16 protein-coding genes are annotated in these 21670 nt (G+C 71.6%); 9 read left to right on the top strand and 7 right to left on the bottom strand.

Annotated features, from left to right (window positions below):
* Window positions 1–145: 145 nt before the first annotated feature.
* Window positions 146–2854, top strand: coding sequence for a preprotein translocase subunit SecA (gene secA, locus K3554_RS02665; RefSeq protein ID WP_259943156.1), 2709 nt, complete (start codon window positions 146–148; stop codon window positions 2852–2854).
* Between the two features lie 32 nt (window positions 2855–2886).
* Here secA and K3554_RS02660 read toward each other — a convergent pair whose 3' ends face one another.
* The 6 genes from K3554_RS02660 to K3554_RS02635 form a co-directional block, all read right to left on the bottom strand.
* Window positions 2887–3948 (bottom strand): branched-chain amino acid ABC transporter permease, encoded by a 1062-nt coding sequence (locus tag K3554_RS02660; RefSeq protein WP_259943154.1) that lies wholly within the window; start codon window positions 3946–3948, stop codon window positions 2887–2889.
* Window positions 3949–3950: 2 nt separating this feature from the next.
* Window positions 3951–4997: a branched-chain amino acid ABC transporter permease gene (locus tag K3554_RS02655; protein WP_259943153.1), complete on the bottom strand. Its 1047-nt coding sequence runs from the start codon at window positions 4995–4997 to the stop codon at window positions 3951–3953.
* The gene (locus tag K3554_RS02650) at window positions 4994–5719 is read right to left on the bottom strand and encodes an ABC transporter ATP-binding protein (protein ID WP_259943151.1); all 726 of its coding nucleotides are present in this window, start codon (window positions 5717–5719) and stop codon (window positions 4994–4996) included. Before K3554_RS02650 ends, K3554_RS02655 begins: the two co-directional genes overlap by 4 nt.
* A complete protein-coding gene (locus tag K3554_RS02645; protein ID WP_259943149.1) occupies window positions 5712–6476 on the bottom strand; it encodes an ABC transporter ATP-binding protein in 765 nt (254 codons plus the stop codon). The genes K3554_RS02650 and K3554_RS02645 overlap by 8 nt, the downstream gene beginning before the upstream one ends.
* Before the next feature lie 49 nt (window positions 6477–6525).
* On the bottom strand, window positions 6526–7701 hold the full coding sequence (locus K3554_RS02640) for a substrate-binding domain-containing protein (protein WP_259943147.1): 1176 nt from the start codon (window positions 7699–7701) through the stop codon (window positions 6526–6528).
* 198 nt (window positions 7702–7899) lie between these two features.
* Complete coding sequence (locus K3554_RS02635) at window positions 7900–9396, bottom strand: hypothetical protein (protein WP_259943145.1); 1497 nt, start codon at window positions 9394–9396, stop codon at window positions 7900–7902.
* 182 nt (window positions 9397–9578) lie between these two features.
* Here K3554_RS02635 and K3554_RS02630 point away from each other — a divergent pair, with 182 nt between their 5' ends.
* The 7 genes from K3554_RS02630 (at window position 9579) to nth (ending at window position 18184) form a co-directional block, all read left to right on the top strand.
* A complete protein-coding gene (locus K3554_RS02630; RefSeq protein WP_259943141.1) occupies window positions 9579–11249 on the top strand; it encodes a phospholipase D-like domain-containing protein in 1671 nt (556 codons plus the stop codon).
* Window positions 11250–11370: 121 nt separating this feature from the next.
* Window positions 11371–12486: an ABC transporter ATP-binding protein gene (locus tag K3554_RS02625; RefSeq protein ID WP_259943139.1), complete on the top strand. Its 1116-nt coding sequence runs from the start codon at window positions 11371–11373 to the stop codon at window positions 12484–12486.
* 48 nt (window positions 12487–12534) lie between these two features.
* Window positions 12535–13590 (top strand): ABC transporter substrate-binding protein, encoded by a 1056-nt coding sequence (locus K3554_RS02620; RefSeq protein ID WP_259943135.1) that lies wholly within the window; start codon window positions 12535–12537, stop codon window positions 13588–13590.
* A 58-nt stretch (window positions 13591–13648) separates the two neighbouring features.
* The gene (locus K3554_RS02615) at window positions 13649–14917 is read left to right on the top strand and encodes an ABC transporter permease (protein WP_259943133.1); all 1269 of its coding nucleotides are present in this window, start codon (window positions 13649–13651) and stop codon (window positions 14915–14917) included.
* A gap of 3 nt (window positions 14918–14920) precedes the next feature.
* The gene (locus tag K3554_RS02610) at window positions 14921–15769 is read left to right on the top strand and encodes an ABC transporter permease (protein ID WP_259943131.1); all 849 of its coding nucleotides are present in this window, start codon (window positions 14921–14923) and stop codon (window positions 15767–15769) included.
* A gap of 61 nt (window positions 15770–15830) precedes the next feature.
* The gene (locus K3554_RS02605) at window positions 15831–17384 is read left to right on the top strand and encodes an alpha-amylase family glycosyl hydrolase (protein ID WP_311200358.1); all 1554 of its coding nucleotides are present in this window, start codon (window positions 15831–15833) and stop codon (window positions 17382–17384) included.
* A 35-nt stretch (window positions 17385–17419) separates the two neighbouring features.
* Entirely contained in the window at window positions 17420–18184 is a 765-nt protein-coding gene (gene nth / locus K3554_RS02600; RefSeq protein ID WP_259943129.1) for an endonuclease III, read from the top strand.
* A 178-nt stretch (window positions 18185–18362) separates the two neighbouring features.
* On the opposite strand, the gene typA is transcribed toward nth, so the two are convergent.
* On the bottom strand, window positions 18363–20183 hold the full coding sequence (gene typA / locus K3554_RS02595) for a translational GTPase TypA (RefSeq protein WP_259943124.1): 1821 nt from the start codon (window positions 20181–20183) through the stop codon (window positions 18363–18365).
* A gap of 168 nt (window positions 20184–20351) precedes the next feature.
* On the opposite strand from typA, the gene K3554_RS02590 reads away from it, so the two are divergent.
* Window positions 20352–21647 carry a cytochrome-c peroxidase gene (locus tag K3554_RS02590; protein WP_259943121.1) on the top strand — a complete coding sequence of 432 codons (1296 nt, stop codon included), beginning with the start codon at window positions 20352–20354 and terminating at the stop codon, window positions 21645–21647.
* Window positions 21648–21670: the final 23 nt, after the last annotated feature.

Below are 21670 nucleotides of genomic sequence, written 5' to 3'. Positions count from 1 at the left end.
AGTGGTCGAGACGGCGCACCGGGGGGCTTCGTTGACACCCTCGGGGGCCGGTCTTAGGTGACGGCGAACGGATTTCTCCCGCCCCGCCGTGACGATCTCGCCCACACTTAAGGGCCCGTGCCGGGGCGGCAAGGGTGAGGCGGCGATGCTGGGACTGGGCGCGATTACGAGGAAGGTGTTCGGCACCGCGAACGACCGCAAGGTGCGCGCGGAGATGCGCACCGTGGAGCAGATCAACGCCCTGGAGCCGGAGTTCCAGGCCCTCTCGGACGAGGGGCTGATCGAGCGGACCGAGGCGCTGCGCACGCGGGCCAAGGCGGGCGAGGCGCTCGACGCGCTGCTTCCGGAAGCCTTCGCCAACTGCCGCGAGGCGGCGCGCCGCGCCCTGGGCCTGCGGGCCTTCGACGTGCAGCTCCTGGGCGGCATCTTCCTGCATCAGGGCAACATCGCCGAGATGAAGACCGGCGAGGGCAAGACGCTCGTCGCCACCTTCCCGGCCTACCTCAACGCGCTCACGGGCCTCGGCGTCCACGTGGTCACCGTGAACGACTACCTCGCGCGGCGCGACGCGGAGTGGATGGGCAAGGTGTTCGGCGCCCTGGGCATGACCACCGGCGTCGTGGTCCCCCAGCAGCCCGACGACGAGAAGCGCGCGGCCTACGCGGCCGACGTGACCTATGCGACCAACAACGAGCTGGGCTTCGACTACCTGCGCGACAACATGCGCTCCACCCGCAGGGACATGGCGCAGCGCGGGCACAACTTCGCGATCGTGGACGAGGTGGACTCGATCCTGATCGACGAGGCGCGCACGCCGCTGATCATCTCGGGCCCCTCCGAGGACCGCTCCGACCTCTATCAGACCGTGGACCGCATCATCCCCGAGGTCGAGGACGAGCACTTCACGCTCGACGAGAAGACCCGCCAGGTGACCTTCACCGACGAGGGCAACGAGTGGCTGGAGGAGCGCATGCGCGTGGCCGGCCTCCTGCCCGAGGGCCAGTCGCTCTACGACCCCGAGAGCACCACGCTGGTGCACCACATCAACCAGGGCCTGCGGGCGCACAAGCTGTTCCAGAAGGACCAGCACTACATCGTGCGCGACGGCGAGGTCGTGCTGATCGACGAGTTCACGGGCCGCATGATGGCCGGGCGCCGCCTGTCGGACGGCCTGCACCAGGCGATCGAGGCCAAGGAGGGCGCCAAGATCCAGCCCGAGAACGTGACGCTCGCGTCCGTCACCTTCCAGAACTACTTCCGGCTCTACGCCAAGCTCGCCGGCATGACCGGCACCGCGCTGACCGAGGCCGAGGAGTTCGGCTCGATCTACGGCCTCGGCGTGGTCGAGGTGCCCACCAACCGGCCCATCGCCCGCGAGGACGAGCACGACGCCGTCTACCGCACCGCCCGTGAGAAGTACGAGGCCATCGTCGCCGAGATCCGCAAGGCGCATGAGAAGGGCCAGCCCGTGCTGGTCGGCACGACCTCGATCGAGAAGTCCGAGATGCTAGCCCGCCTCCTGGAGGCCGAGGGCATCCCCCACAACGTGCTCAACGCCCGCCAGCACGAGAAGGAGGCGAAGATCGTCGCCGAGGCGGGGCGCCTGAACGCGGTCACCATCGCCACCAACATGGCCGGCCGCGGCACCGACATCCAGCTCGGCGGCAACGTCGAGATGCGGGTGCTGGAGGCGCTGGCCGAGACCCCCGACGCTGATCCCGCCGAGGTGCGCGCGCGCATCGAAGCCGAGGTGGCCGACGAGAAGGCCCGCGTGCTGGAGGCCGGCGGCCTCTACGTGCTGGCCACCGAGCGCCACGAGTCGCGGCGCATCGACAACCAGCTCCGGGGCCGCTCGGGCCGCCAGGGAGACCCGGGCCGCTCGGCGTTCTTCCTGAGCCTCGAGGACGACCTCATGCGCATCTTCGGCTCGGAGCGGCTGGAGAAGGTGCTGTCGACCCTCGGCATGAAGGAGGGCGAGGCCATCGTCCATCCGTGGGTCAACAAGTCGCTGGAGCGCGCGCAGGCCAAGGTCGAGGGGCGCAACTTCGACATCCGCAAGCAGCTGCTGAAGTTCGACGACGTGATGAACGACCAGCGCAAGACGGTGTTCGAGCAGCGCCTCGAGATCATGGAGGCCGAGGACATCGAGGAGATCGCCCGCGACATGCGCCACCAGGTGATCGACGACCTGGTGGACGAACACATGCCGCCCAAGACCTACGCCGACCAGTGGGACGCCAAGCGGCTTTACGCGGCGCTCCTCGAGAAGCTGGGCCTCGACGTGCCGGTCACGGAGTGGGCCGACGAGGACGGGGTCGACCAGGAGGTGGTGCGCGAGCGGCTCTACGAGGCGACCGACGCGGCGATGGCCGAGAAGGCCGACGCCTTCGGCGCCGACCAGATGCGCTCGATCGAGAAGCAGGTCCTCCTGCAGACCATCGACGCCAAGTGGCGCGAGCACCTGCTGACGCTGGAGCACCTGCGCTCCGTGGTGGGCTTCCGCGGCTACGCCCAGCGCGACCCGCTGAACGAGTACAAGACCGAGGCCTTCCAGCTCTTCGAGGGCATGCTCGACGGCCTGCGCGCTGACGTGAGCCAGAAGCTGGCCGAGATCCGCCCGCTGTCCGAGGAGGAGCGCCGGGCGATGCTCGAGCAGCTCGTCGCCCAGCAGCGCGCCGCGAAGGCCCGCGCCGACGCCGCCGAGCCCCAGCCGGTGACCGAGCCCGCGAGCGCCGGTCAGCCCGACGCGGGCTTCCGCGACGACGACCCCTCCACCTGGGGCGAGCCGGGGCGCAACGATCCGTGCCCCTGCGGGTCGGGCAAGAAGTTCAAGCACTGCCACGGCGCCTACTGACGCCGGCCGCTCGCCCCCTCGGGGGCGGGCGCTTATCCCCGTCCCGCGCGCAGCCGCCCGACGATGCCGCTGGGGAAGAAGTAGACGCTGAGCACGAACAGCACGCCCAGCCACAGCAGCCAGCGGTTCGGATCGAGCAGCACCGGCAGCAGCGGCACGCCCGCCAGCGCCCCCGCGGCCGTGCCCATGAGGGTCTGCAGGTAGTTCTGGGCGAGCACGAACAGCGTGGCCCCGATCGCGGCGCCGTAGATCGTGCCCATGCCGCCGATCACGGTCATGAACAGCACGTCGAGCATGATCTCGAAGCTCAGCGACGTGTCGGGACCGACGTAGCGCAGCCACAGCGCGTAGAGGCTGCCCGCCAGCGAGGCGACCACCGCCGAGAGGCAGGTGGCGACGATGCGGTAGAGCACCACGCGATAGCCGATGGCCTCGGCGCGGAAGTCGTTCTCGCGGATCGCCTGCAGCACGCGGCCGAAGGGCGAGTTCACGACCCTCAGGAGCAGCAGGAACAGAAGGAGCGAGGCGAGGAACACGAGGTAGTAGTTCAGGAGCCGCCCGTCGGCGCGCACGCCGAGGATATCTCCTTCGGCGAAGCGGAACGCGGGCGTCAGCGCGCGCGGGATGCGCAGGGTCATGCCGTCCTCGCCGCCCGTCAGCCCGCTCATCTGGCTGACCAGCACCGCCACGGCGGATGCCACGGCGAGGGTGATCATGGCGAAGAAGATCGCCCGCACCCGCAGGCTGAAGAGCGCGATCGCGAAGGCCAGCGCGGCGGCGAGCAGCGCCCCCGCGACGGTGCCGAGCAGCACCGGCGTCCAGCCCCGCTCCATGTTCTCGACCGCGATGGCCACGCCGTAGGCGCCGCAGCCGAAGAACATGGTGTGCGCGAAGGACACGATGCCGGTGTAGCCGAGCAGGAGGTCGTAGCTGGCGACCAGCACGATGAAGACGCAGATGCGCGCCGCGGTCTCGACCGAGCGCACGCCGGGGAACAGGAACGGGGCCAGGGCGAGGCCCACGAGGATCGCCAGCAGCAGCAGCGAGAGCACGCGCGAGCGGGGGCGGTCGCCGGAGAGGAGGGCGGTGAGCATGGCTATTTCGCCTTCACGACGGGCATCATCCCCTGGGGGCGCCACATGAGCACGGCGGTCATCAGCCCGATGTTGCCGATCAGCGCCGCCTTCGGCTCCAGGAAGGCGACGTAGTTCTGCAGGAGGCCCACGAGGAGTGCGCCGATGAACGCGCCCTCGACCGAGCCGAGGCCGCCGATGATGACCACGATGAACACCAGCACCATCATCTCCTCGCCCATGCCGGCGGTGAGCACCTCCTGGTAGAGCGCCCACATCACGCCGCCGAGGCCCGCGAGGGCCGAGCCGGCCACGAACACGCCCACCAGCACCCGGCGCAGGCGGTAGCCCATGGCCTCGACCATGGGGCCGTTCTCGACCCCGGCGCGCACGATCAGCCCGATCTTGGTGCGCCGCAGCACGAGGCGCATGGCCAGGAACACGGCGAGCCCCACGGCCACGGCGAGCAGGCGGTACTTCTCGAGGGCCGCGCCCGCAAAGGTGACGGCGCCCTTCAGCGTCTCGGGGCGGGCGAAGAAGATCTCGTCCGGCCCCCAGAGCATCACGATCACCTGCTCGATCACGATCAGGCCGCCCACGGTGATCAGGATCTGCTTGAGGTGCGCGCCGTAGACGGGGCGCACGATCACCCGCTCGAAGGCCCAGCCCAGCGCGCCGGTCACGAGCGCGGCGGCGGCCACGGCCAGCATCACCGCGGCGAGGTTCAGCGCCAGCGACGGCGCGCCGGCCCAGGTGCCCAAGGCCAGGATCACGGAGACGCCCACGAAGGCGCCCACGGAGATGAACGCGCCGTGGCCGAAGTTGATCACGTCCATCAGCCCGAACACGAGGGTCAGGCCCGAGGCCATGATGAAGATCATCATCCCCATGGCGAGGCCCGAGACCGTCAGCGTCAGCCAGCTCGACGGGTTGCCGATCAGGAGGAAGCCCACCGCCACCAGCACGGGGACGAGGAGGTAGGGCGCGGCCCGACCCACCCGCTCGCCCCAGGTGGGGGCGTCGAAGGTGGGGCGATGCTCGGGGGCGTCGTCGCGGGCGGCGTCGCTCATGGCGCGGTCTCCAGGCTCAGGCCCATCAGGCGCTCCTGCAAGGCGGGGTCCGCCGCCAGCTCGGCCATGGCGCCGGTCCAGACGACGCGGCCGTCGTCCATCACCGCCGCATGGTCGCCGAGCGCGCGCGCGACCGCGAAGTTCTGTTCGACCATGAGGATCGAGGCGCCGCCGCGCTTCAATTCTCCCAAGGCGCGCGCCATGGTCGAGACGATCGCAGGGGCAAGGCCCTTGGTGGGCTCGTCGATGAGGTAGAGCGCGCGCTCCTCGGCCACCGCGCGGGCGATCGAGAGCATCTGCTTCTGCCCGCCTGAGAGCGTTCCGGCCGCGCCGCGCCAGAAGGTGCGCAGGGGCGGAAAGGCGGCGAAGATCCACTCCAGCCGGGCCGGGTCGAGGGGGCCGCCGATGGCGGCGAGGATCATGTTCTCCTCGACCGTGAGGTCCGAGAACACGTCCATGGTCTCGGGCACGTAGCCGATGCCGGCGCGGGCGCGCTCCGAGGTGGGCAGGCGGGTGACGTCGGCTCCCATGAGGCGAATGGCCCCCTCGCGCGCCGCGAGGTGGCCGACGACGGTGCGCAGGGTGGTGGTCTTACCCACGCCGTTGCGGCCCAGCAGCATGGTGACCGCACCGCGGGGCACGTCGAGGTCGACGCCGTGGAGGATGCGGTACTGGGCGATGTCGGCGTGGACGCCGCGAAGCTGAAGGGCGGGCTCAGACATCGGCGAGCGCCCGGCCCATGTAGGCCTCCTGCACCACGTCCGAGGCGATGACCTCGGCGGGCGGGCCGTCGGCCACCAGTGCCCCGTTGTGCAGCACCACGATGCGGTCGGCGAGGGTGCGGATCACGTCCATCTTGTGCTCCACCAGAAGGATCGTGCGGCCCTCGCGCCCCTTCAGCCCGGCGATCAGGTCCAGCACGGCGGGCGCCTCGGCGGCGCTCATGCCGGCGGTGGGCTCGTCGAACATGTAGACGGCCGGGTCGAGGGCGATCAGCATCGCGACCTCCAGCTTGCGCTGGTCGCCATGGGACAGGCCCGAGACCGCCTGCCCGGCCAGTCGGTCCAGCCGGACCTCGCGAAGTAGGGCGTCGGTCTCCTCGGCGATGGCGCGGTGGCCCGCGGCCATGGACAGGAGGTCGAAGCCCCGGTGGCGGCGCGACTGGATCACGAGGCGCAGGTTCTCGTGGACCGTGAGTGCGGGAAAGAGGTTGGTGAGCTGGAAGGCGCGTCCGATGCCGCGCCGGCAGCGCTCGGCCACGCTCATGCGGGTGACGTCGCGGCCCCGGAACAGCACCTGGCCGGCGGTGGGCGCGATCTGGCCTGAGACGAGGTTGAAGTAGGTGGTCTTGCCGGCGCCGTTCGGGCCCACGATCGCGGTGATCGTGCCCGGCGCGAAGGCGCAGGTGACGGCGTCCACGGCCACGTGGCCGCCGAAGCGCACCGTGAGGCCGCGCGTCTCGAGGAGTGGATCGGGCATGGCGGGGCTCCGGTGGGGGAGGGGCGGCGGGTCGCCGCCCCGGCCCGGGTCAGTTGCGGACGGGGATGTCCATGTCGTCGATGCCCAGCTCGCGCACCAGCACGGGGACGCCGTAGTCCACGCCGTCGCGCACCTCGGTGCGGAAGTGGTACATGGACTGGAGCGCCTGATGGTCCTCGGGACGGAAGCGCATCGTGCCCTTCGGCGTCTCCCACTCCATGCCCTCCATGGTCTCGATCAGCGCCTCGGTGTCGGTGGAGCCGGCGCGGCGGATCGCCTCGACCACGGCGAGGCCCGCCGCCATGCCGCCCGCGGTGAAGAAGTCAGGCGGGCCGTCGAAGCGGGCCTGATGCTCCTCGACCAGCCAGTCGTTCACGGCGTTGTCGGGGATCTCGTGGTAGTAGTAGGTCGCGCCCTCCATGCTGGGCAGCTCCCGGTAGGCCGTCAGGGCCGCGAGGATGTTGCCTCCCGTCGCGATCTCGACGCCGCGGCGCGCGGGGTCCATGGCGTTGATCTTGCCCATCGGGTTGCCGCCGCCGGCCCAGATGATGAACAGCTTCTTCTCGCCCTCGACGCCGTCCATGGCGTTGAAGATGCGCTCCGCGGCGGCGGTGAAGTCGGTGGTGTCGGTGGGCACGTACTCCTCATGGACGATCTCGGCACCGGTTGCGCCCAGCGCCTCGCGGAAGGCGGCCACGCCGTCGCGGCCGAAGGCGTAGTCCTGCGCCAGCGTGGCGACCTTCACGTCCGCTCCGCCCAGCGCCACGGCGTTGGCGATGGCGTCTTGGGAGGAGTTGCGCCCCGTCCGGAAGATGTAGCGGTTGAAGTTCTCGCCGGTGATCGAGTCGGCCACCGCCGGCTCCACCACGAGGATGCGTTCGTACTCCTCGGCCACGGGCAGCATCGCCAGCGCCACGCCCGAGGAGACCGGACCCACCGCGATGTGCGCGTCGTCGTCGCCGAAGGCCTCGGCCAGCATGGCGCGGCCCACCTCGGGCTTGGCCTGCGTGTCCTTCTGGATCACGACGATCGGCTCGCCGTCGATCTCCATGGTGCCGTCGGTGGCGTATTCCAACCCGAGCATGAGGCCGCGGTGCGACTGCTCGGCGTAGGCCTCCAGCGCGCCGGTCTGGCCGTAGACGTGGGCGATGCGGATCTCGGCGCCGGCGGGCGCGGCGAGCGCGGCGGCGGCCGCAAGGGCTGCGGTGGCGGTGATGCGTCTCATGGGGTGTCCTCCCGTTGCCGCGCCGCCCCCCATCCCGGGGCGGCACGTGAACCGTGCCGCACGCTAGGAACGGGGAACGGGGGGGTCAACGACGCGATGCCCGCGCAGCGGCGCCCGCGCGCAAACCCGCAGTGGGCGCGAAGGGGGGGTGGTATCTCCCGTGTTCGCCGGCCCCCGGGTCGGGGACCGGCGCCTAGGTTACTGGGCCGGCTCGAAGGCCGTGCCGGCGAGAGGGCCGCAGGATGGGCCCTCGCCCGGCGCCTCGCCGAGCGCGAAGCCCGCGCCCTCCACGGCCACCGCGCAGCGCAGGGGGAAGCCCACGCCGCGGCGCAGGTCGCCCTGCGGCTCCGACAGGATCAGCAGGCCGTCGGCGGCCTCGAAGCGGCCCGCGACGCGGCGCCCGCGCGCGGTGTCGCGCATCTCGAAGGCGCCGCCGCTGCGGAAGTCCGCCTCGATGTCGCCGGTGCGGTAGAGGCCGGGGCGCACGGTGCCCTGGCCGTCCGCGGCCTCGGCGGCGGTGACGGTGCCCGCGTCGGCCACCCCGAGCGCGGTCTCGGTCTCGCCCTCGGCGCCCGCGTTCGCGACGTCGGCGGGCGTCTCGACGCCCTCGGCCACGGCATCGCCCTCCGGCTCCGCGTCGCCGGAGATCGCCCCGGCGACGCGCTGCTCGATCGCGGCCAGCTCCTCGGAGCGGGTGGCGAGCAGCGCGGTCAGGTCGGCCAGCTCGTTCTGCACCTCGGCGCGCTGGGCCTCGGCGGCGGCCACGTCGGCGGACAGGGTCGCCTCGCGCTCCTCCAGCTCGGCCACCTCGGCGGCCAGCGCCTCGCGGCGGGCCTCGACGGCGGCCAGCTCCTCGGTGGAGCGGTCCATGAGCGCGCGCAGATCCGCCTCGGCGCTGCGCGCCTCCTGGGTGCGGCTCTCGGCGTCGGCCAGCGTCTCGGTGAGCGCAGAGGCCTCCTCCTGCAGGGCGCTGAGGGTCTCGCGCAGGGACGCTTCCTGCGCGCGGGCGTCGGCGAGGCGGGCGCCGACCTCCTCGACCTCGGCGGTCAGCCCGGCCATCTGCGCCTCGGCCTCGTCGCGGCGCGCGGTGGCCTCGGCGGCGGCGGCCTCGGCCTCCTGCAACTGCGCGGCGAGGCCCTCCACCTCGGCGGTGCGCCGGTCCAGCTCGGCGCGGACCTCGGCGAGCGAGGCCTCCACGGTCTCGGCTTCGGCGAGCGCCGCATCGCGCCGCCCGGTGAGCTCGGCCAGCTCGGCCTCGAACCCGGCGCGCGCGGTCTCGATCTCCGCGGTGACGCGGGCGATCTCGGTCTCCAGCTCGCTCTCGGCGGCGGTGCGGCGCTCGTCCAATCCGGCCAGGAGGGTCTCGAACTCGGCCTCCGACAGGGCGCGGCGCTCCTCGATCTCGGCCAGCGTCGCGCCGCCCGCCTCGACCCGCGCCTCGACGTCCCCGAGCTCGCCCGACGCCGCCTCGAGCGCGGCCAGCGCCTCGGCCACGGTCTGGCGCTCCAGCGTCGCCGCCTCGAGCTGCGCGGCGTAGTCCTCCTCCAAGCTCCCGCGCGAGGCGGCGAGCCAGATCACGCCGATCCAGCCGGCCACCGCGAGCGCCGTGGTGGCGATCAGCAGGGTGCGGGCGTTGCCCGGCGATCCCGTCGGCCCGGCGGGCTTTCCGGCAGGCGTCTTGTTGGGTTGGGCCATGGTGCTCCCTCCACGCGGCATGGTTCGGATCGAACGTCGTCGCGCCCCAACGCGAGGGGGGCGCTTTCGATCCCGTGGCTCGGCGTTTCCCGTCCGCCTCCGCCGCGTCGCGCCCCCGGGGCTGGATCGAAACCGCCCCGCGCGCCGTTGGGACAGGGACCGCAAGACGCCGGGGGACTCCCATGACTACGCACCACGCACCACCGACCGACGCCCTCCTGCGGGAGGGCACCACCTGCTGGCGCCGCGCCCGCGCCGCGCGGCTGGCGCTGATCGTCGACGCCGCCGACTACTTCCGCCACCTGCGCACCGCGCTCACCCGCGCCGAGCGGGCGGTCTACCTGATCGGTTGGGACTTCGACCTGCGGATCGACATGCTGCCCGGCGAGAGCGACGCGGACGGCCTCGCCCCCGACGGCTGGCCGAATGCCCTGGGCCAGTTCCTGGAGGCGGTGGTGGAGCGGCGCCCGGGCGTGCAGCTGCACATCCTGAAGTGGGACGGCGCCATGATCGCCGAGATCGCCACCCAGGCCTGGGAGACGATCTCGCTCAAGATGGCCTCGGACCGCATCCACTTCGCGCTCGACAGCCACCATCCGGCGGGTGCGTGCCACCACCAGAAGATCGTGGTGATCGACGACGCGCTGGCCTTCTGCGGCGGCATCGACGTGACCACGGGCCGCTGGGACACGCGCGACCACACCCCGGATGACGATCGCCGCGCCGACCCCGACGGCTCGCTGCACCAGCCGTGGCACGACGTGACCACCGCGCTGGAGGGCCCCGTGGCGAAAGCCCTGGGCGACCTCGCGCGGATGCGCTGGAGGAACGCCACCGACGAGGACCTTCCGGAGCCTTCGGGCGGTCCCTCGCCCTGGCCCGACGACCTGGAGCCGAGCATCCGGGACGTGGAGGTCGCCATCGCCCGCACCGCGCCGCGCTACCACGGGCGCGATCTTGTGAACGAGATCGAGGAGCTCTACCTCGCCGCGATCCGCGCCGCCCGGCGCACGATCTACGTCGAGAGCCAGTACCTCGCCTCGGGCTCGATCTGCGAGGCGATGGAGGCCCGCCTGCGCGAGCCGGACGGCCCCGAGATCGTGATCGTGAACCCCCAGTCCGCCCAGAGCTGGCTCGAGGACAAGGCGATGCACTCGGTGCGCTCGCGCATGATCGAGCGCCTGCGGGACGCCGACGGCGGCCGGGGGCGCTTCGCCATCTTCCACCCCGTGAACGAGGGCGGCACGCCGATCTACGTCCACGCCAAGGTGTTCGTGGTGGACGACCGGTTCCTGAAGGTCGGCTCGTCCAACATCGACAACCGGTCCATGGGTTTCGACACGGAGTGCGACGTCGCCATCGACGCGTCCTCGGAGAAGGAGCGCACCCTGGTGAGGGACTTCACGCTCTCTCTCCTGGCCGAGCACCTCGATTGCGAGCCGGACGCGGTGCGCGCGGCCTGGGACGAGCACGGCGCGCTGCGCCCCGCCGTGGACGCCCTGCGCCGCGACGAGGGGCGCAGCCTCCAGCCGATCGAGGCGCTGCCGCTCGACGCGCTGGAGCGGGCGCTGGCGGACTCCAAGATCTTCGATCCCGACCACCGGCCCGAGAACCAGGTAAGCGTGAAGGACCGCGCGAAGCACGCCTGCAAGCGCGCGGTGGAGCCGTATCATCTCGAATCCGTCGGAATAGGCACGATCCTAGCCGCCGCCGGGATCGCGGTGCTCGGCGTCTGGGCGGGGCGGAAGGCGCTGCGCAGCGTCCGCGCGCGCCGCCGCCCGCCGCTGGCCGCGCCCGCCGTCGTCACGCGCGGCACCTTCCGCCCCCCGGTCCCGCCCGCGCCGCGGGACTGACGGCGCCCCCTCCGTCCGGCCCGTGCATTCCGGCGGAGCGATCGCCGTTGCGCCCCGCCCTGACCCGCGCTTAGGGTTCGGGGGCGCCGCCGGGGGGCGGCGCGCTGCCGGGGGGACTGGAATGGCCGCGACCGCCGCCGAAGGCGCCTTCCTGACGTTCGACGACGTCAAGAAGAGCTACGACCAGAAGTCGCTGGTCGTGAAGGGCTACTCCATGGCGGTGGAGCGGGGCGAGTTCATCACCCTCCTCGGGCCCTCGGGGTCCGGCAAGACCACGGTGCTGATGATGCTGGCCGGCTTCGAGAGCGTCACCTCGGGCGACATCCGCATCGAAGGCCGCTCGATCACCCGGATCGCCCCCTACCGGCGCAACATCGGCATGGTGTTCCAGAACTACGCCTTGTTCCCGCACATGACCGTGGCCGAGAACCTGGCCTATCCCCTGAAGGTGCGGGGCATGGACAAGGCCGAGGTCGGGCGCCGGGTGCGCGAGTACCTCGACCTCGTGGAGCTGGGCAGCTTCGGGAACCGCCATCCCGGCCAGCTCTCGGGCGGGCAGCGGCAGCGGGTGGCGCTGGCGCGGGCGATGATCTTCGACCCCTCGCTGATCCTCATGGACGAGCCCTTGGGCGCGCTCGACAAGAAGCTGCGCGAGCAGATGCAGTACGAGATCACCCGCATCCACGAGCAGACCGGCTTCACCGTGATCTACGTGACCCACGACCAGGCCGAGGCCCTGTCGATGTCGAGCCGGATCGCGGTGTTCAACGACGGCGTGGTGCAGCAGTGCGCGCCGCCCGCCGAGCTCTACGAGCGGCCCGCCAACGCCTTCGTGGCTGAGTTCATCGGCGAGAACAACTTCGTGGAGGGCACCGTGGAGCGCATCGAGGGCGGCCGCGCCGTGGTGGCGACGCCCGGCGGTGACCGGATCGCGGCGGTGGCGGCCGAGGGGCTTGCGGCGGGCGCGCCCTGCCGCGTCTCGGTGCGGCCCGAGAAGATCTTCCTGCCGCCCACCGACCATGCCCACGACAACGCCGTGGCCGCGCGCTTCGTGACGCGCGCCTACGTGGGCGACTTCATCCGCTACTACTTCCGCCTTCCGGGCGGCTCCGACATCGTGGTGAAGGTGCTCAACGACCTCTCGGCTCCGGAGTTCGCCTCCGGCCAGGAGGGGCGCCTTCTCTGGCTGGCATCCGACTGCATCGCCTTTCCGGGGGCGGCGCAGCCGGCGGGATAGGCGGGGCCCCGACAGCCCCCGCGCGAGACGACCAACAGGAGAGAGTCGATGACCAAGACGACGAAGCTGCTGACGGGCGCCGCGGCGCTGGCCCTCGCGGCCGGCGCGGGCCACGCGCAGGACCTCACCGTGACCTCCTTCGGCGGCGCCTACGGCGCGGCCCAGAAGGAGCACATGATCGACCCCTACATGGAGCAGTCGGGCGCCAACATCCTGTTCGAGGACTACGGCGGCGGCGTGGCCGAGATGAAGGCGCAAGCGGAAAGCGGCAACGTCCAGTGGGACGTGGTCGACGTCGAGGTGATCGACCTCGAGCGCGCCTGCTCCGAGGGCTACGTCGACGTGATCGACCACTCGGTGCTGCCCCCCGGCGACGACGGCACCCCCGCCGCCGAGGACTTCATCCCCGAGGCGCTGCACGAGTGCGGCGTGGGCAACATCATCTGGTCGGTGATCTGGGCCTACAGCGAGGACGCCTTCGACGGCGCCGCGCCGCAGACCATCGAGGACGTGTTCGACACCGAGGCGTTCCCCGGCAAGCGCGGCCTGCGCAAGCGCCCGCAGGTGAACATGGAGTGGGCGCTCCTGGCCGACGGCGTGCCGCGCGAGGAGGTCTACGAGGTGCTCGCCACCGAGGAGGGCCAGGCCCGCGCCTTCGCCAAGCTCGACACCATCAAGGACGACATCGTCTGGTACGACAGCTGGTCGCAGGCGCCCGTTCTGCTGAACGACGGCGGCGCCCAGATCGTGCAGTCCGCGAACGGCCGCATCTTCGCCGCCATCCAGGACGACGGCGCGCCCTTCGCCATGGGCTGGGACGACAACGTCTACGACCTCGACGTCTGGGCGATCATGGCCGGCACCGACAAGAAGGACGCCGCCATGGAGTTCGTGAAGTTCGCCACCGGCACCGTGCCGCTGTCGGGCATGCAGGACGTGGCCTACGGCCCGACCCGAAAGTCGGCGCAGGCGCTGATCCCCGAGGAGCTGCAGCCGAACCTTCCGTCCGCCCACACCGACGAGGGCCTGAAGGCCGACGGCATCTTCTGGGCCGACTTCGGCGAGTCGCTCGGCGAGAAGTTCAACGAGTGGCTGCTCCAGTAGCGGCCTGAACCCCGCGCCCCGCGCCGGCATCCGGCGCGGGGCCATTCGAGGAGGCGACGTGACCGACAGCAGCCTGCCCGAGCCGGGCGTCCGCCGCTCCGACGCGCTGGACCGCACCGACGCTGCCAATGCCGCGCGCAACGAGCGCCGCCGGCGGGGCCGCGCGTTCCTGTTCGTCGTGCCCCTGCTGGTCTTCATCGCCTTCGCCTTCGTCGCGCCCATCGGCACGATGCTGTTCCGCAGCGTCTACAACCCCACCACCGCCGCGCTCGTCCCCGAGACGCTGGAGGCGCTGCGCGACTGGGACGGCGAGGGCACGCCCGACGCCGAGGCCATGCGCCGCTTCGCCGTGGACATGAAGCGGATGGCGGGCGACCGCACCTCGGGCCAGCTCGCCGAGGAGGTGAACCGCCTCCTGCCCGGCACGTCCTCGGTGGTGAAGAGCACCGCCCGCGCCCTGCGCCGGGTCGACGACGCGGAGCTGGCCGCGAATGGCGACGCGCTCCTGGTCGAGGCCAGCGAGCGCTGGGCCGAGCCGGGCATCTGGCGTGCCCTGCGCCGCTCGGGCCGCACCTACACCGAAGGCTACTACCTCACGGCCTTGGACCTCGAGATGACCCGCGAGGGGGACATCCAGCAACGGGATACGCAGATCTACCTCAAGCTCTACGGCAAGACCCTGTGGATGGCCTTCGTGATCACCGTGCTGACGATCGTGCTGGGTTACCCGCTCGCCTTCTACATGGCGGGCGCCCCGCCCAAGGTTGCCAACATCCTGATGGTGTTCGTGCTGCTGCCGTTCTGGACCTCGCTGCTGGTGCGCACGACCGCCTGGATCGCGCTCCTCCAGACCAACGGCGTGGTGAACTCGACGCTGATGGCGCTGGGCGTGACGAATGCCCCGCTGGAGATGCTCTACACCCAGTTCTCGACCATCATCGCCATGACGCACATCCTGCTGCCGTTCATGGTGTTGCCGCTCTACTCGGTGATGCGGGGTATCGACCCCAGCTACATGCGCGCGGCCATGTCCATGGGCTCGCCCCCGATCCCGGCCTTCCTGCGCATCTACCTGCCCATGAGCCTGCCGGGCCTGTCCGCGGGCGCGCTGCTCGTGTTCATCATCTCGGTGGGCTACTACATCACGCCCGCGCTGGTGGGCGGCACCGACGGGCAGATGATCTCCAACATCATCGCGTTCCACATGCAGCAGTCCAACAACTGGGAGCTGGCCGCGGCCCTCGGCTCGCTGCTCTTGGCGCTGATCCTCCTCCTCTACTGGCTCTACGACCGCTTCGTGGGCGCCTCGAACATCAAGCTGGGGTAGGCCATGGCGCTTCCCGCATACTACGGGCCCCTCCACCGCGCCGGGCACTACGGGCTGCGCATTCTCGCCGGGCTGGTGCTGGTGTTCCTGATGCTGCCGATCCTCGTGATCGTGCCGCTCAGCTTCAATGCCCAGCCCTACTTCACCTTCACCGAAGGCATGCTGGCACTCGATCCGGACGCCTACAGCTTGCGCTGGTACCGCGAGATCTGGACCGACGCGAAGTGGACGCTGGCGATCCGCAACAGCTTCGCGATCGGCATCGCCGCCGCCGCACTCGCGACCCTGCTAGGCACCGTGGCCGCCGTGGGCCTCGCCTCGCCGCACATGCCGTTCAAGCGGCTAGTCACGGCGCTGCTGCTCTCGCCCATGATCGTGCCGCTGATCATCATCGCGGCGGGCATGTTCTTCTTCTACACGAACTTCGGCCTCGTCGGCACCTACCCGGGCCTCGTGATCGCCCACGCAGCGCTCGGCGTGCCCTTCGTGATCATCACCGTGACGGCCACGCTGGTGGGCTTCGACCAGTCGCTGTTCAACGCCGGCCTGAGCCTCGGCGCCTCGCCCACGCGGGTGTTCTGGGACGTGGTGATCCCCTTGATCCGCCCCGGCGTGATCTCGGGCGCGCTGTTCGCCTTCGTGACCTCGTTCGACGAGGTGGTGCTGGTGCTGTTCCTGGCCGGCCCCGAGCAGCGCACGATCCCGCGGCAGATGTTCTCGGGCCTGCGCGAGCAGATCAACCCGACGATCCTCGCGGTGGCCACGCTCCTGGTGGTCCTGTCCATGGCGCTCCTGCTGACGCTGGAGATGCTGCGCCGCCGCTCCGAGCGCCTGCGCGGGGTCGAGGCCTGACGGGGCTGGCCGGGCACACCGGTCCGGCCTAGGTCGGGAGGACGCCGCCCGAGGAGCCTCCATGACCGACGACCGCACCCCCTGGTGGAAGACCGGGGTCATCTACCAGATCTACCCCCGCTCGTTCATGGACGCGGACGGCGACGGCGTGGGCGACTTGGCTGGCATCGCGGCGCGGCTCGACCATCTCGTGGACCTCGGCGTGGACGCGGTGTGGGTCTCGCCCGTGTACCCCTCGCCGATGCGGGACTTCGGCTACGACGTGGCGGACTACTGCGGCATCGACCCGCTGTTCGGCACGCTTGAACACTTCGACGCGCTGGTCGAGGCGGTGCACGGACGCGGCATGAAGCTCCTGATGGACTTCGTGCCGTCGCACTCCTCGGACGCGCACCCGTGGTTCCGGGAGGCGCGAGCGTCGAAGGACAGCCCGAAACGCGACTGGTACCTCTGGGCCGACCCCGCCCCGGACGGCGGGCGGCCCAACAACTGGGTGTCGGAGTTCGGCGGCCCCGCCTGGACCTTCGACGAGGCGACGGAGCAGTACTACCTCCATATCTTCCTGCCCTCGCAGCCCTCGCTGAACTGGCGCAATCCGGACCTGCGGGCCACCATGCTGGATGCCATGCGCTTCTGGTACGACCGGGGCGTGGACGGCTTCCGCATCGACGCCGTGGAGCACGCCGCGCCCGACCCGGCGTTCCCGGACAACCCGCCCAACCCCGCGTGGGACGGCGACGACCCGGCGCAGGCGGTGCTGCGGACCCATTCCGCGCACCAGCCCGAGGTGTTCGAGATCGCCCGCGCCATGCGCGCGGTGGCGCGGGAGTACGAGCCCGAGCGCCTGCTGGTGGGCGAGGCCTACGGCACGTTCGAGGAGGTGGTGCGCTACTACCGCCCGCCGGCGTTCGACGGGTTCCAGCTACCCTTCAACTTCGCGCTGATCCGTTCGCCGTGGACCGCCCAAGATGTGGGCAGGCTGGTGGACGACTACGAGGCCGCGCTGCCCGAAGGGGCCTGGCCGAACTGGGTGCTCGGCAACCACGACCGCCCCCGCATCGCCACGCGCGCGGGGCGGGCGCAGGCGCGGGTGGCGGCGATGCTGCTGCTGACCCTGCGGGGCACGCCGACGCTGTATCAGGGGGAGGAGCTGGGCAAGGAGGACGCCGTGATCCCGTCCGAGATGGTGCAGGATCCGTGGGGCCGGAACGTGCCGGGGCTGGGGCGCGACCCGGTTCGGACGCCGATGGCCTGGGAGGCGGGCGAGGGCGCCGGCTTCACCACCGGCACGCCCTGGCTGCCGATCGCGGTGCCGCCCGAGGGGCCGGTGGCGGCACAGCACGCCGAGCCGGGGTCGATCCTCAACCTCCATCGCGCGCTCCTGCGCCTGCGCCGCGGCTCGGACGCGCTGCGGCTGGGCGGGTACCGGCGGCTCGACGCCCCCGAGGGGGTGCTGCTCTACGAGCGGCGCCACGGGGGCGAGGCGCTGCGGGTGGCCCTCAACTTCACCGGCGCGGCGGTGGCGATGCCGCTGGAGGGCGATGTGGTGCTGTCCACGCATGGCGGGAGCGATCCCGCCACGCTCCTCGCGAACGAGGGCCGCATCCTGCGCTGAGGGAACCCGCGGGGGCGTTTGGGGATTCGCACCCCATGGCCGACCCCGCCGCCCTCCGCCGCCTCGCATTGGAAATCCACGAGCGTCTCGCGCCCGTCTACGGCGCGCCGCTGCCGCGCTTCCAGTCGCTCGGGCCGCTCGAGGAGCTGGTGTCCTCGTTCATCAACCACCGCACCCGCAACCGCGACGCCAAGCGCGCGTACCACGCCCTGCGCGAGCGCTTTCCCGACTGGGCGGACTTGCGCGACGCGCCCACGGCGGAGGTCGAGGCGCTGCTCGCCCCCTGCACTTGGCCCGAGCAGAAGGCGCCACGCCTGCAGGAGGTGCTGCGCCGGATCACCGAGGCCCGGGGCGCGCTCGACCTCGACTTCCTCGGCGACCTCCCCGTGCCCGAGGCGCGGGCTTGGCTGGAGGCGCTGCCGGGGGTGGGACCGAAGACCAGCGCGGCGGTGCTAAGCTTCTCGACGCTGCGGGGCCGGGCCCTGCCGGTGGACAGCCACCACCACCGCGTGGCGCAGCGGGTGGGTCTGATCCCGAAGTCGGTCGCGGTCGGCCCCAGCCACGCGCGGCTGGAGGCGCTGATGCCGGAAGCGTGGGGCGAGCAGGAGGTCTACGACCACCACCAGCTCTTCATGCGCCACGGTCAGAAGGTCTGCCACTACCGCGGCCCCGAGTGCGACCACTGCGTCCTGCTCGACCTCTGCCCCGAGGGCCGGGCGCGCCTGCCGGACGCCGTGGCGCACGAGGCGGGGCCTTCCGGCGAGGCCCCTCCACCGGAGCGGCGCGACCTGTTCGGCTAGTCACGCCCCGGCCCCGCGCCGGGGCCTCCGGGTGCTATTGGCGATGAAACTGCGGAGCGAAGCGCCGGTGAACAGCGGAGGCCCCGGCGCAGGGCCGGGGCGTCAGGGACGCGGCCCCACCCTCATCCTGCCGAAAATACCTCGGGGAGCGCGAGGGGCGGCGCCCCTCGCCCACCGATCACCCCGCCGCGCGCGCCTGCCGCTTGCGCTCGTGGGGGTCGAGGAACCGCTTGCGCAGGCGCACGGCATTCGGCGTCACCTCCACCAGCTCGTCGTCGTCGATGTAGGCGATGGCCTGCTCCAACGACATCTTCACGGGCGTCGTCAGGCGCACCGCCTCGTCGGTGCCCGAGGCCCGCACGTTGGTCAGCTTCTTGCCCTTGAGCGGGTTCACCTCGAGGTCGTTGTCGCGGCTGTGCTCGCCCAGGATCATGCCGGTGTAGACCTTGTCCTGCGGCGAGATGAAGAAGCGGCCCCGGTCCTCGAGGTTCCAGATGGCGTAGGCCACGGCCTCGCCGTCCTCCATCGAGATCAGAACGCCCTGGCGGCGGCCCGGGATCGGGCCCTTGTAGGGCGCCCAGTCGTGGAACACGCGGTTCAGGACGCCCGTGCCGCGCGTGTCCGTCAGGAACTCGCCGTGGTAGCCGATCAGCCCGCGCGAGGGCACGTGGGCCACGATGCGGGTCTTGCCGGCGCCGGCGGGCTTCATCTCCACGAGGTCGCCCTTGCGGGTGCCGGTGATCTTCTCGATCACGACGCCCGAGTACTCGTCGTCCACGTCGACGGTGACCTCCTCGACCGGCTCCAGCCGCTGGCCACCCTCGTCGCGGAACAGCACCTGCGGGCGCGAGATCGACAGCTCGAAGCCCTCGCGGCGCATGTTCTCGATCAGCACGCCCATCTGCAGTTCGCCCCGGCCCGCGACCTCGAAGGCCTCGCCGCCGGGGGTGTCGGTGACCTTGATGGCGACATTGGTCTCGGCCTCCTTCATCAGGCGGTCGCGGATCACGCGGCTCTGCACCTTCTTGCCGTCGCGCCCCGCGAGGGGGCTGTCGTTGATGCCGAAGGTCACGGTGATGGTGGGCGGGTCGATGGGCTGGGCCGGGATCGCCTCGGAGACGCTCGTGTCGCACAGCGTGTCGGCGACGGTGGCCTTGGCCATGCCGGCGATGGTGACGATGTCGCCCGCCTCGCCCGCGTCGATGGCCTGCTGGCCAAGGCCGCGGAAAGCCAGCACCTTCGAGACACGGAACTGCTCGATCTTCTCGCCCTCGCGCGATAGCGCCTGGATCGTCTGGCCGGCCTTCACGGTGCCCGACTCCACGCGGCCCGTGAGGATGCGGCCGATGAACGGGTCAGCGCCCAGGGTGACGGCGAGCATGGCGAAGGGCTCGTCCTTCTTCGCGATCTGCGCGGGCTGGGGCACGTGGGCGTTGATCAGCTCGAACAGGGCATCGAGGTTCTCGCGCGGGCCGTCGAGGTCGGCGTCGGCCCAGCCGGCGCGGCCCGAGGCGTAGAGGTGCGGGAAGTCGAGTTGCTCGTCCGAGGCGCCGAGGTTGGCGAAGAGGTCGAACACCTCGTCGAGCGCGCGGTCGGGCTCCGCATCCGGCTTGTCGACCTTGTTGAGCACCACGATGGGCCGCAGGCCCAGGGCGAGGGCCTTCGAGGTCACGAACTTGGTCTGGGGCATCGGGCCCTCGGCCGCGTCCACCAGGAGGACCACGCCGTCGACCATGCTCAGGATGCGCTCCACCTCGCCGCCGAAGTCGGCGTGGCCGGGGGTGTCCACGATGTTGATGCGCGTGCCCTGCCACTCCACCGAGGTGGCCTTGGCGAGGATGGTGATGCCGCGCTCGCGCTCGAGGTCGTTCGAGTCCATGGCGCGCTCGGCCGTGCTCTCGTTCTCGCGGAACGTGCCGGACTGCTTGAGCAGCTCGTCCACGAGCGTGGTCTTGCCATGGTCCACGTGCGCGATGATCGCGATGTTGCGAAGGTCCATCGGGTGTTCTCCGGGGCGGATGGGCGCCGGGAAGCGCCGAGGGGTGGCGCGCGGTCGCGCCCTTGCGAGGCGCGCATGCGCCTGGATCGGGCGCGCCTATACCGGCTGCGGCCCTTTGACCAGATGGGGCGTCTCGCCACGCACGCAACCGCATGGCAGGAATGCGCCATGCGCATCCTCGCCCTCACGCTCGCCCTGCTCGCCGCCCCGGCCGCCGCGTTCGAGTTCCCCGCCGCCGTCACGGACGAGGCCTACCGCCCCACCGACCCCGCCGTGGTCGCCTGGGGGCGGCTGCTGTTCTGGGACCCGGTGCTCTCGGGCAACCGCAACGTCTCGTGCGGGACCTGCCACCACCCGCGCTTCGGCACCTCGGACGGCGTGTCGCTGGGCCTCGGCGAGGGGGGCATGGGGCTCGGGCCAGAGCGCGCGGGCGATTCCGCCAACCCGCCCGAGGAGCGGATTCCGCGCAACGCGCCGGGGCTGTGGAACCTCGGGGCGCACGAGTTCACCGTGCTGTTCCACGACGGGCGCATCGAGGAGACCGCCGACGGCCTGCGCACGCCCATGGGGGCGGAGATGACGGAAGGCTTCGACACGCTGCTGTCGGCGCAGACCATGTTCCCGGTGCTCTCGGACGACGAGATGGCGGGGCACCTGGGCGAGAACGACGTCTCGCGCGCCGTGCGCCAGGGCGTGATCACGGGCGAGGGCGGGGCCTGGGACCGGATCGCCGCGCGGGTGCGGGCGATCCCCGAATACGAAGCGATGTGGCGCACGGCCTTCCCCGGGGACGAGGCGCTCGACTTCACCGATATCTCGGACGCCATCGCTCAGTTCGTGGAGCACGAGTGGCGCTCGGACACCGCGCCCTTCGACGCGTGGCTGCGGGGCGAGGGCACGCTGCATCCCCGGGCGCTGGAGGGGCTGGAGCTGTTCTACGGCTCCCTGGGGTGCGCGGACTGCCATGCGGGACCGTTCCAGACCGACCACGGGTTCCACGCCACGGGCCAGCCGCAGCTCGGCCCCGGCAAGCGCGCCGCGTTCGAGACCCATGCCCGCGACGAGGGCCGCATGCGGGTCACGGGCGATCCGGCCGACCGCTTCGCGTTCCGCACGCCGTCCTTGCGGAACGTCACCGAGACCGGCCCCTGGGGCCACGCCGGCGCCTACCGCGACCTGCGCGCCTTCCTCCAGGACCACGCCGCGCCCCGCCGGGCGCTGGCCGCCTATGCGCGCGACGCCGTCCTCCCGGCGCTGGAGGGGGCCGAGGACTGGCGTGCGATGGACGACGCCGAGGAAGTCGCCGCGATCCAGGCGCAGATCCGCGGCCCGGACCGGGTTCTGACGGAGGGCGAGGTCACGGCGCTGATGGCGTTCCTGGAAGCCCTGCGCGACGAGGCGGCGCTGGAGGGGCGGCTCGGGATACCGGAGACGGTGCCTTCGGGCCTTCCCGTGGACCGGTAGCCGCAACGCACGCCCCAGCCTTG

Origin of the sequence: Jannaschia sp. W003 (assembly GCF_025144335.1) — a bacterium.
Taxonomy (GTDB): Bacteria; Pseudomonadota; Alphaproteobacteria; order Rhodobacterales; family Rhodobacteraceae; genus Jannaschia.
This window is presented reverse-complemented; position numbering and strand designations above follow the sequence as displayed.

Coding starts and splice junctions, on each gene's coding strand:
- secA (WP_259943156.1), top strand. CDS start 146: ATGCTGGGACTGGGCGCGATTACGAGGAAGGTGTTCGGCACCGCGAAC.
- K3554_RS02660 (WP_259943154.1), bottom strand. CDS start 3,948: ATGCTCACCGCCCTCCTCTCCGGCGACCGCCCCCGCTCGCGCGTGCTC.
- K3554_RS02655 (WP_259943153.1), bottom strand. CDS start 4,997: ATGAGCGACGCCGCCCGCGACGACGCCCCCGAGCATCGCCCCACCTTC.
- K3554_RS02650 (WP_259943151.1), bottom strand. CDS start 5,719: ATGTCTGAGCCCGCCCTTCAGCTTCGCGGCGTCCACGCCGACATCGCC.
- K3554_RS02645 (WP_259943149.1), bottom strand. CDS start 6,476: ATGCCCGATCCACTCCTCGAGACGCGCGGCCTCACGGTGCGCTTCGGC.
- K3554_RS02640 (WP_259943147.1), bottom strand. CDS start 7,701: ATGAGACGCATCACCGCCACCGCAGCCCTTGCGGCCGCCGCCGCGCTC.
- K3554_RS02635 (WP_259943145.1), bottom strand. CDS start 9,396: ATGGCCCAACCCAACAAGACGCCTGCCGGAAAGCCCGCCGGGCCGACG.
- K3554_RS02630 (WP_259943141.1), top strand. CDS start 9,579: ATGACTACGCACCACGCACCACCGACCGACGCCCTCCTGCGGGAGGGC.
- K3554_RS02625 (WP_259943139.1), top strand. CDS start 11,371: ATGGCCGCGACCGCCGCCGAAGGCGCCTTCCTGACGTTCGACGACGTC.
- K3554_RS02620 (WP_259943135.1), top strand. CDS start 12,535: ATGACCAAGACGACGAAGCTGCTGACGGGCGCCGCGGCGCTGGCCCTC.
- K3554_RS02610 (WP_259943131.1), top strand. CDS start 14,921: ATGGCGCTTCCCGCATACTACGGGCCCCTCCACCGCGCCGGGCACTAC.
- K3554_RS02605 (WP_311200358.1), top strand. CDS start 15,831: ATGACCGACGACCGCACCCCCTGGTGGAAGACCGGGGTCATCTACCAG.
- nth (WP_259943129.1), top strand. CDS start 17,420: ATGGCCGACCCCGCCGCCCTCCGCCGCCTCGCATTGGAAATCCACGAG.
- typA (WP_259943124.1), bottom strand. CDS start 20,183: ATGGACCTTCGCAACATCGCGATCATCGCGCACGTGGACCATGGCAAG.
- K3554_RS02590 (WP_259943121.1), top strand. CDS start 20,352: ATGCGCATCCTCGCCCTCACGCTCGCCCTGCTCGCCGCCCCGGCCGCC.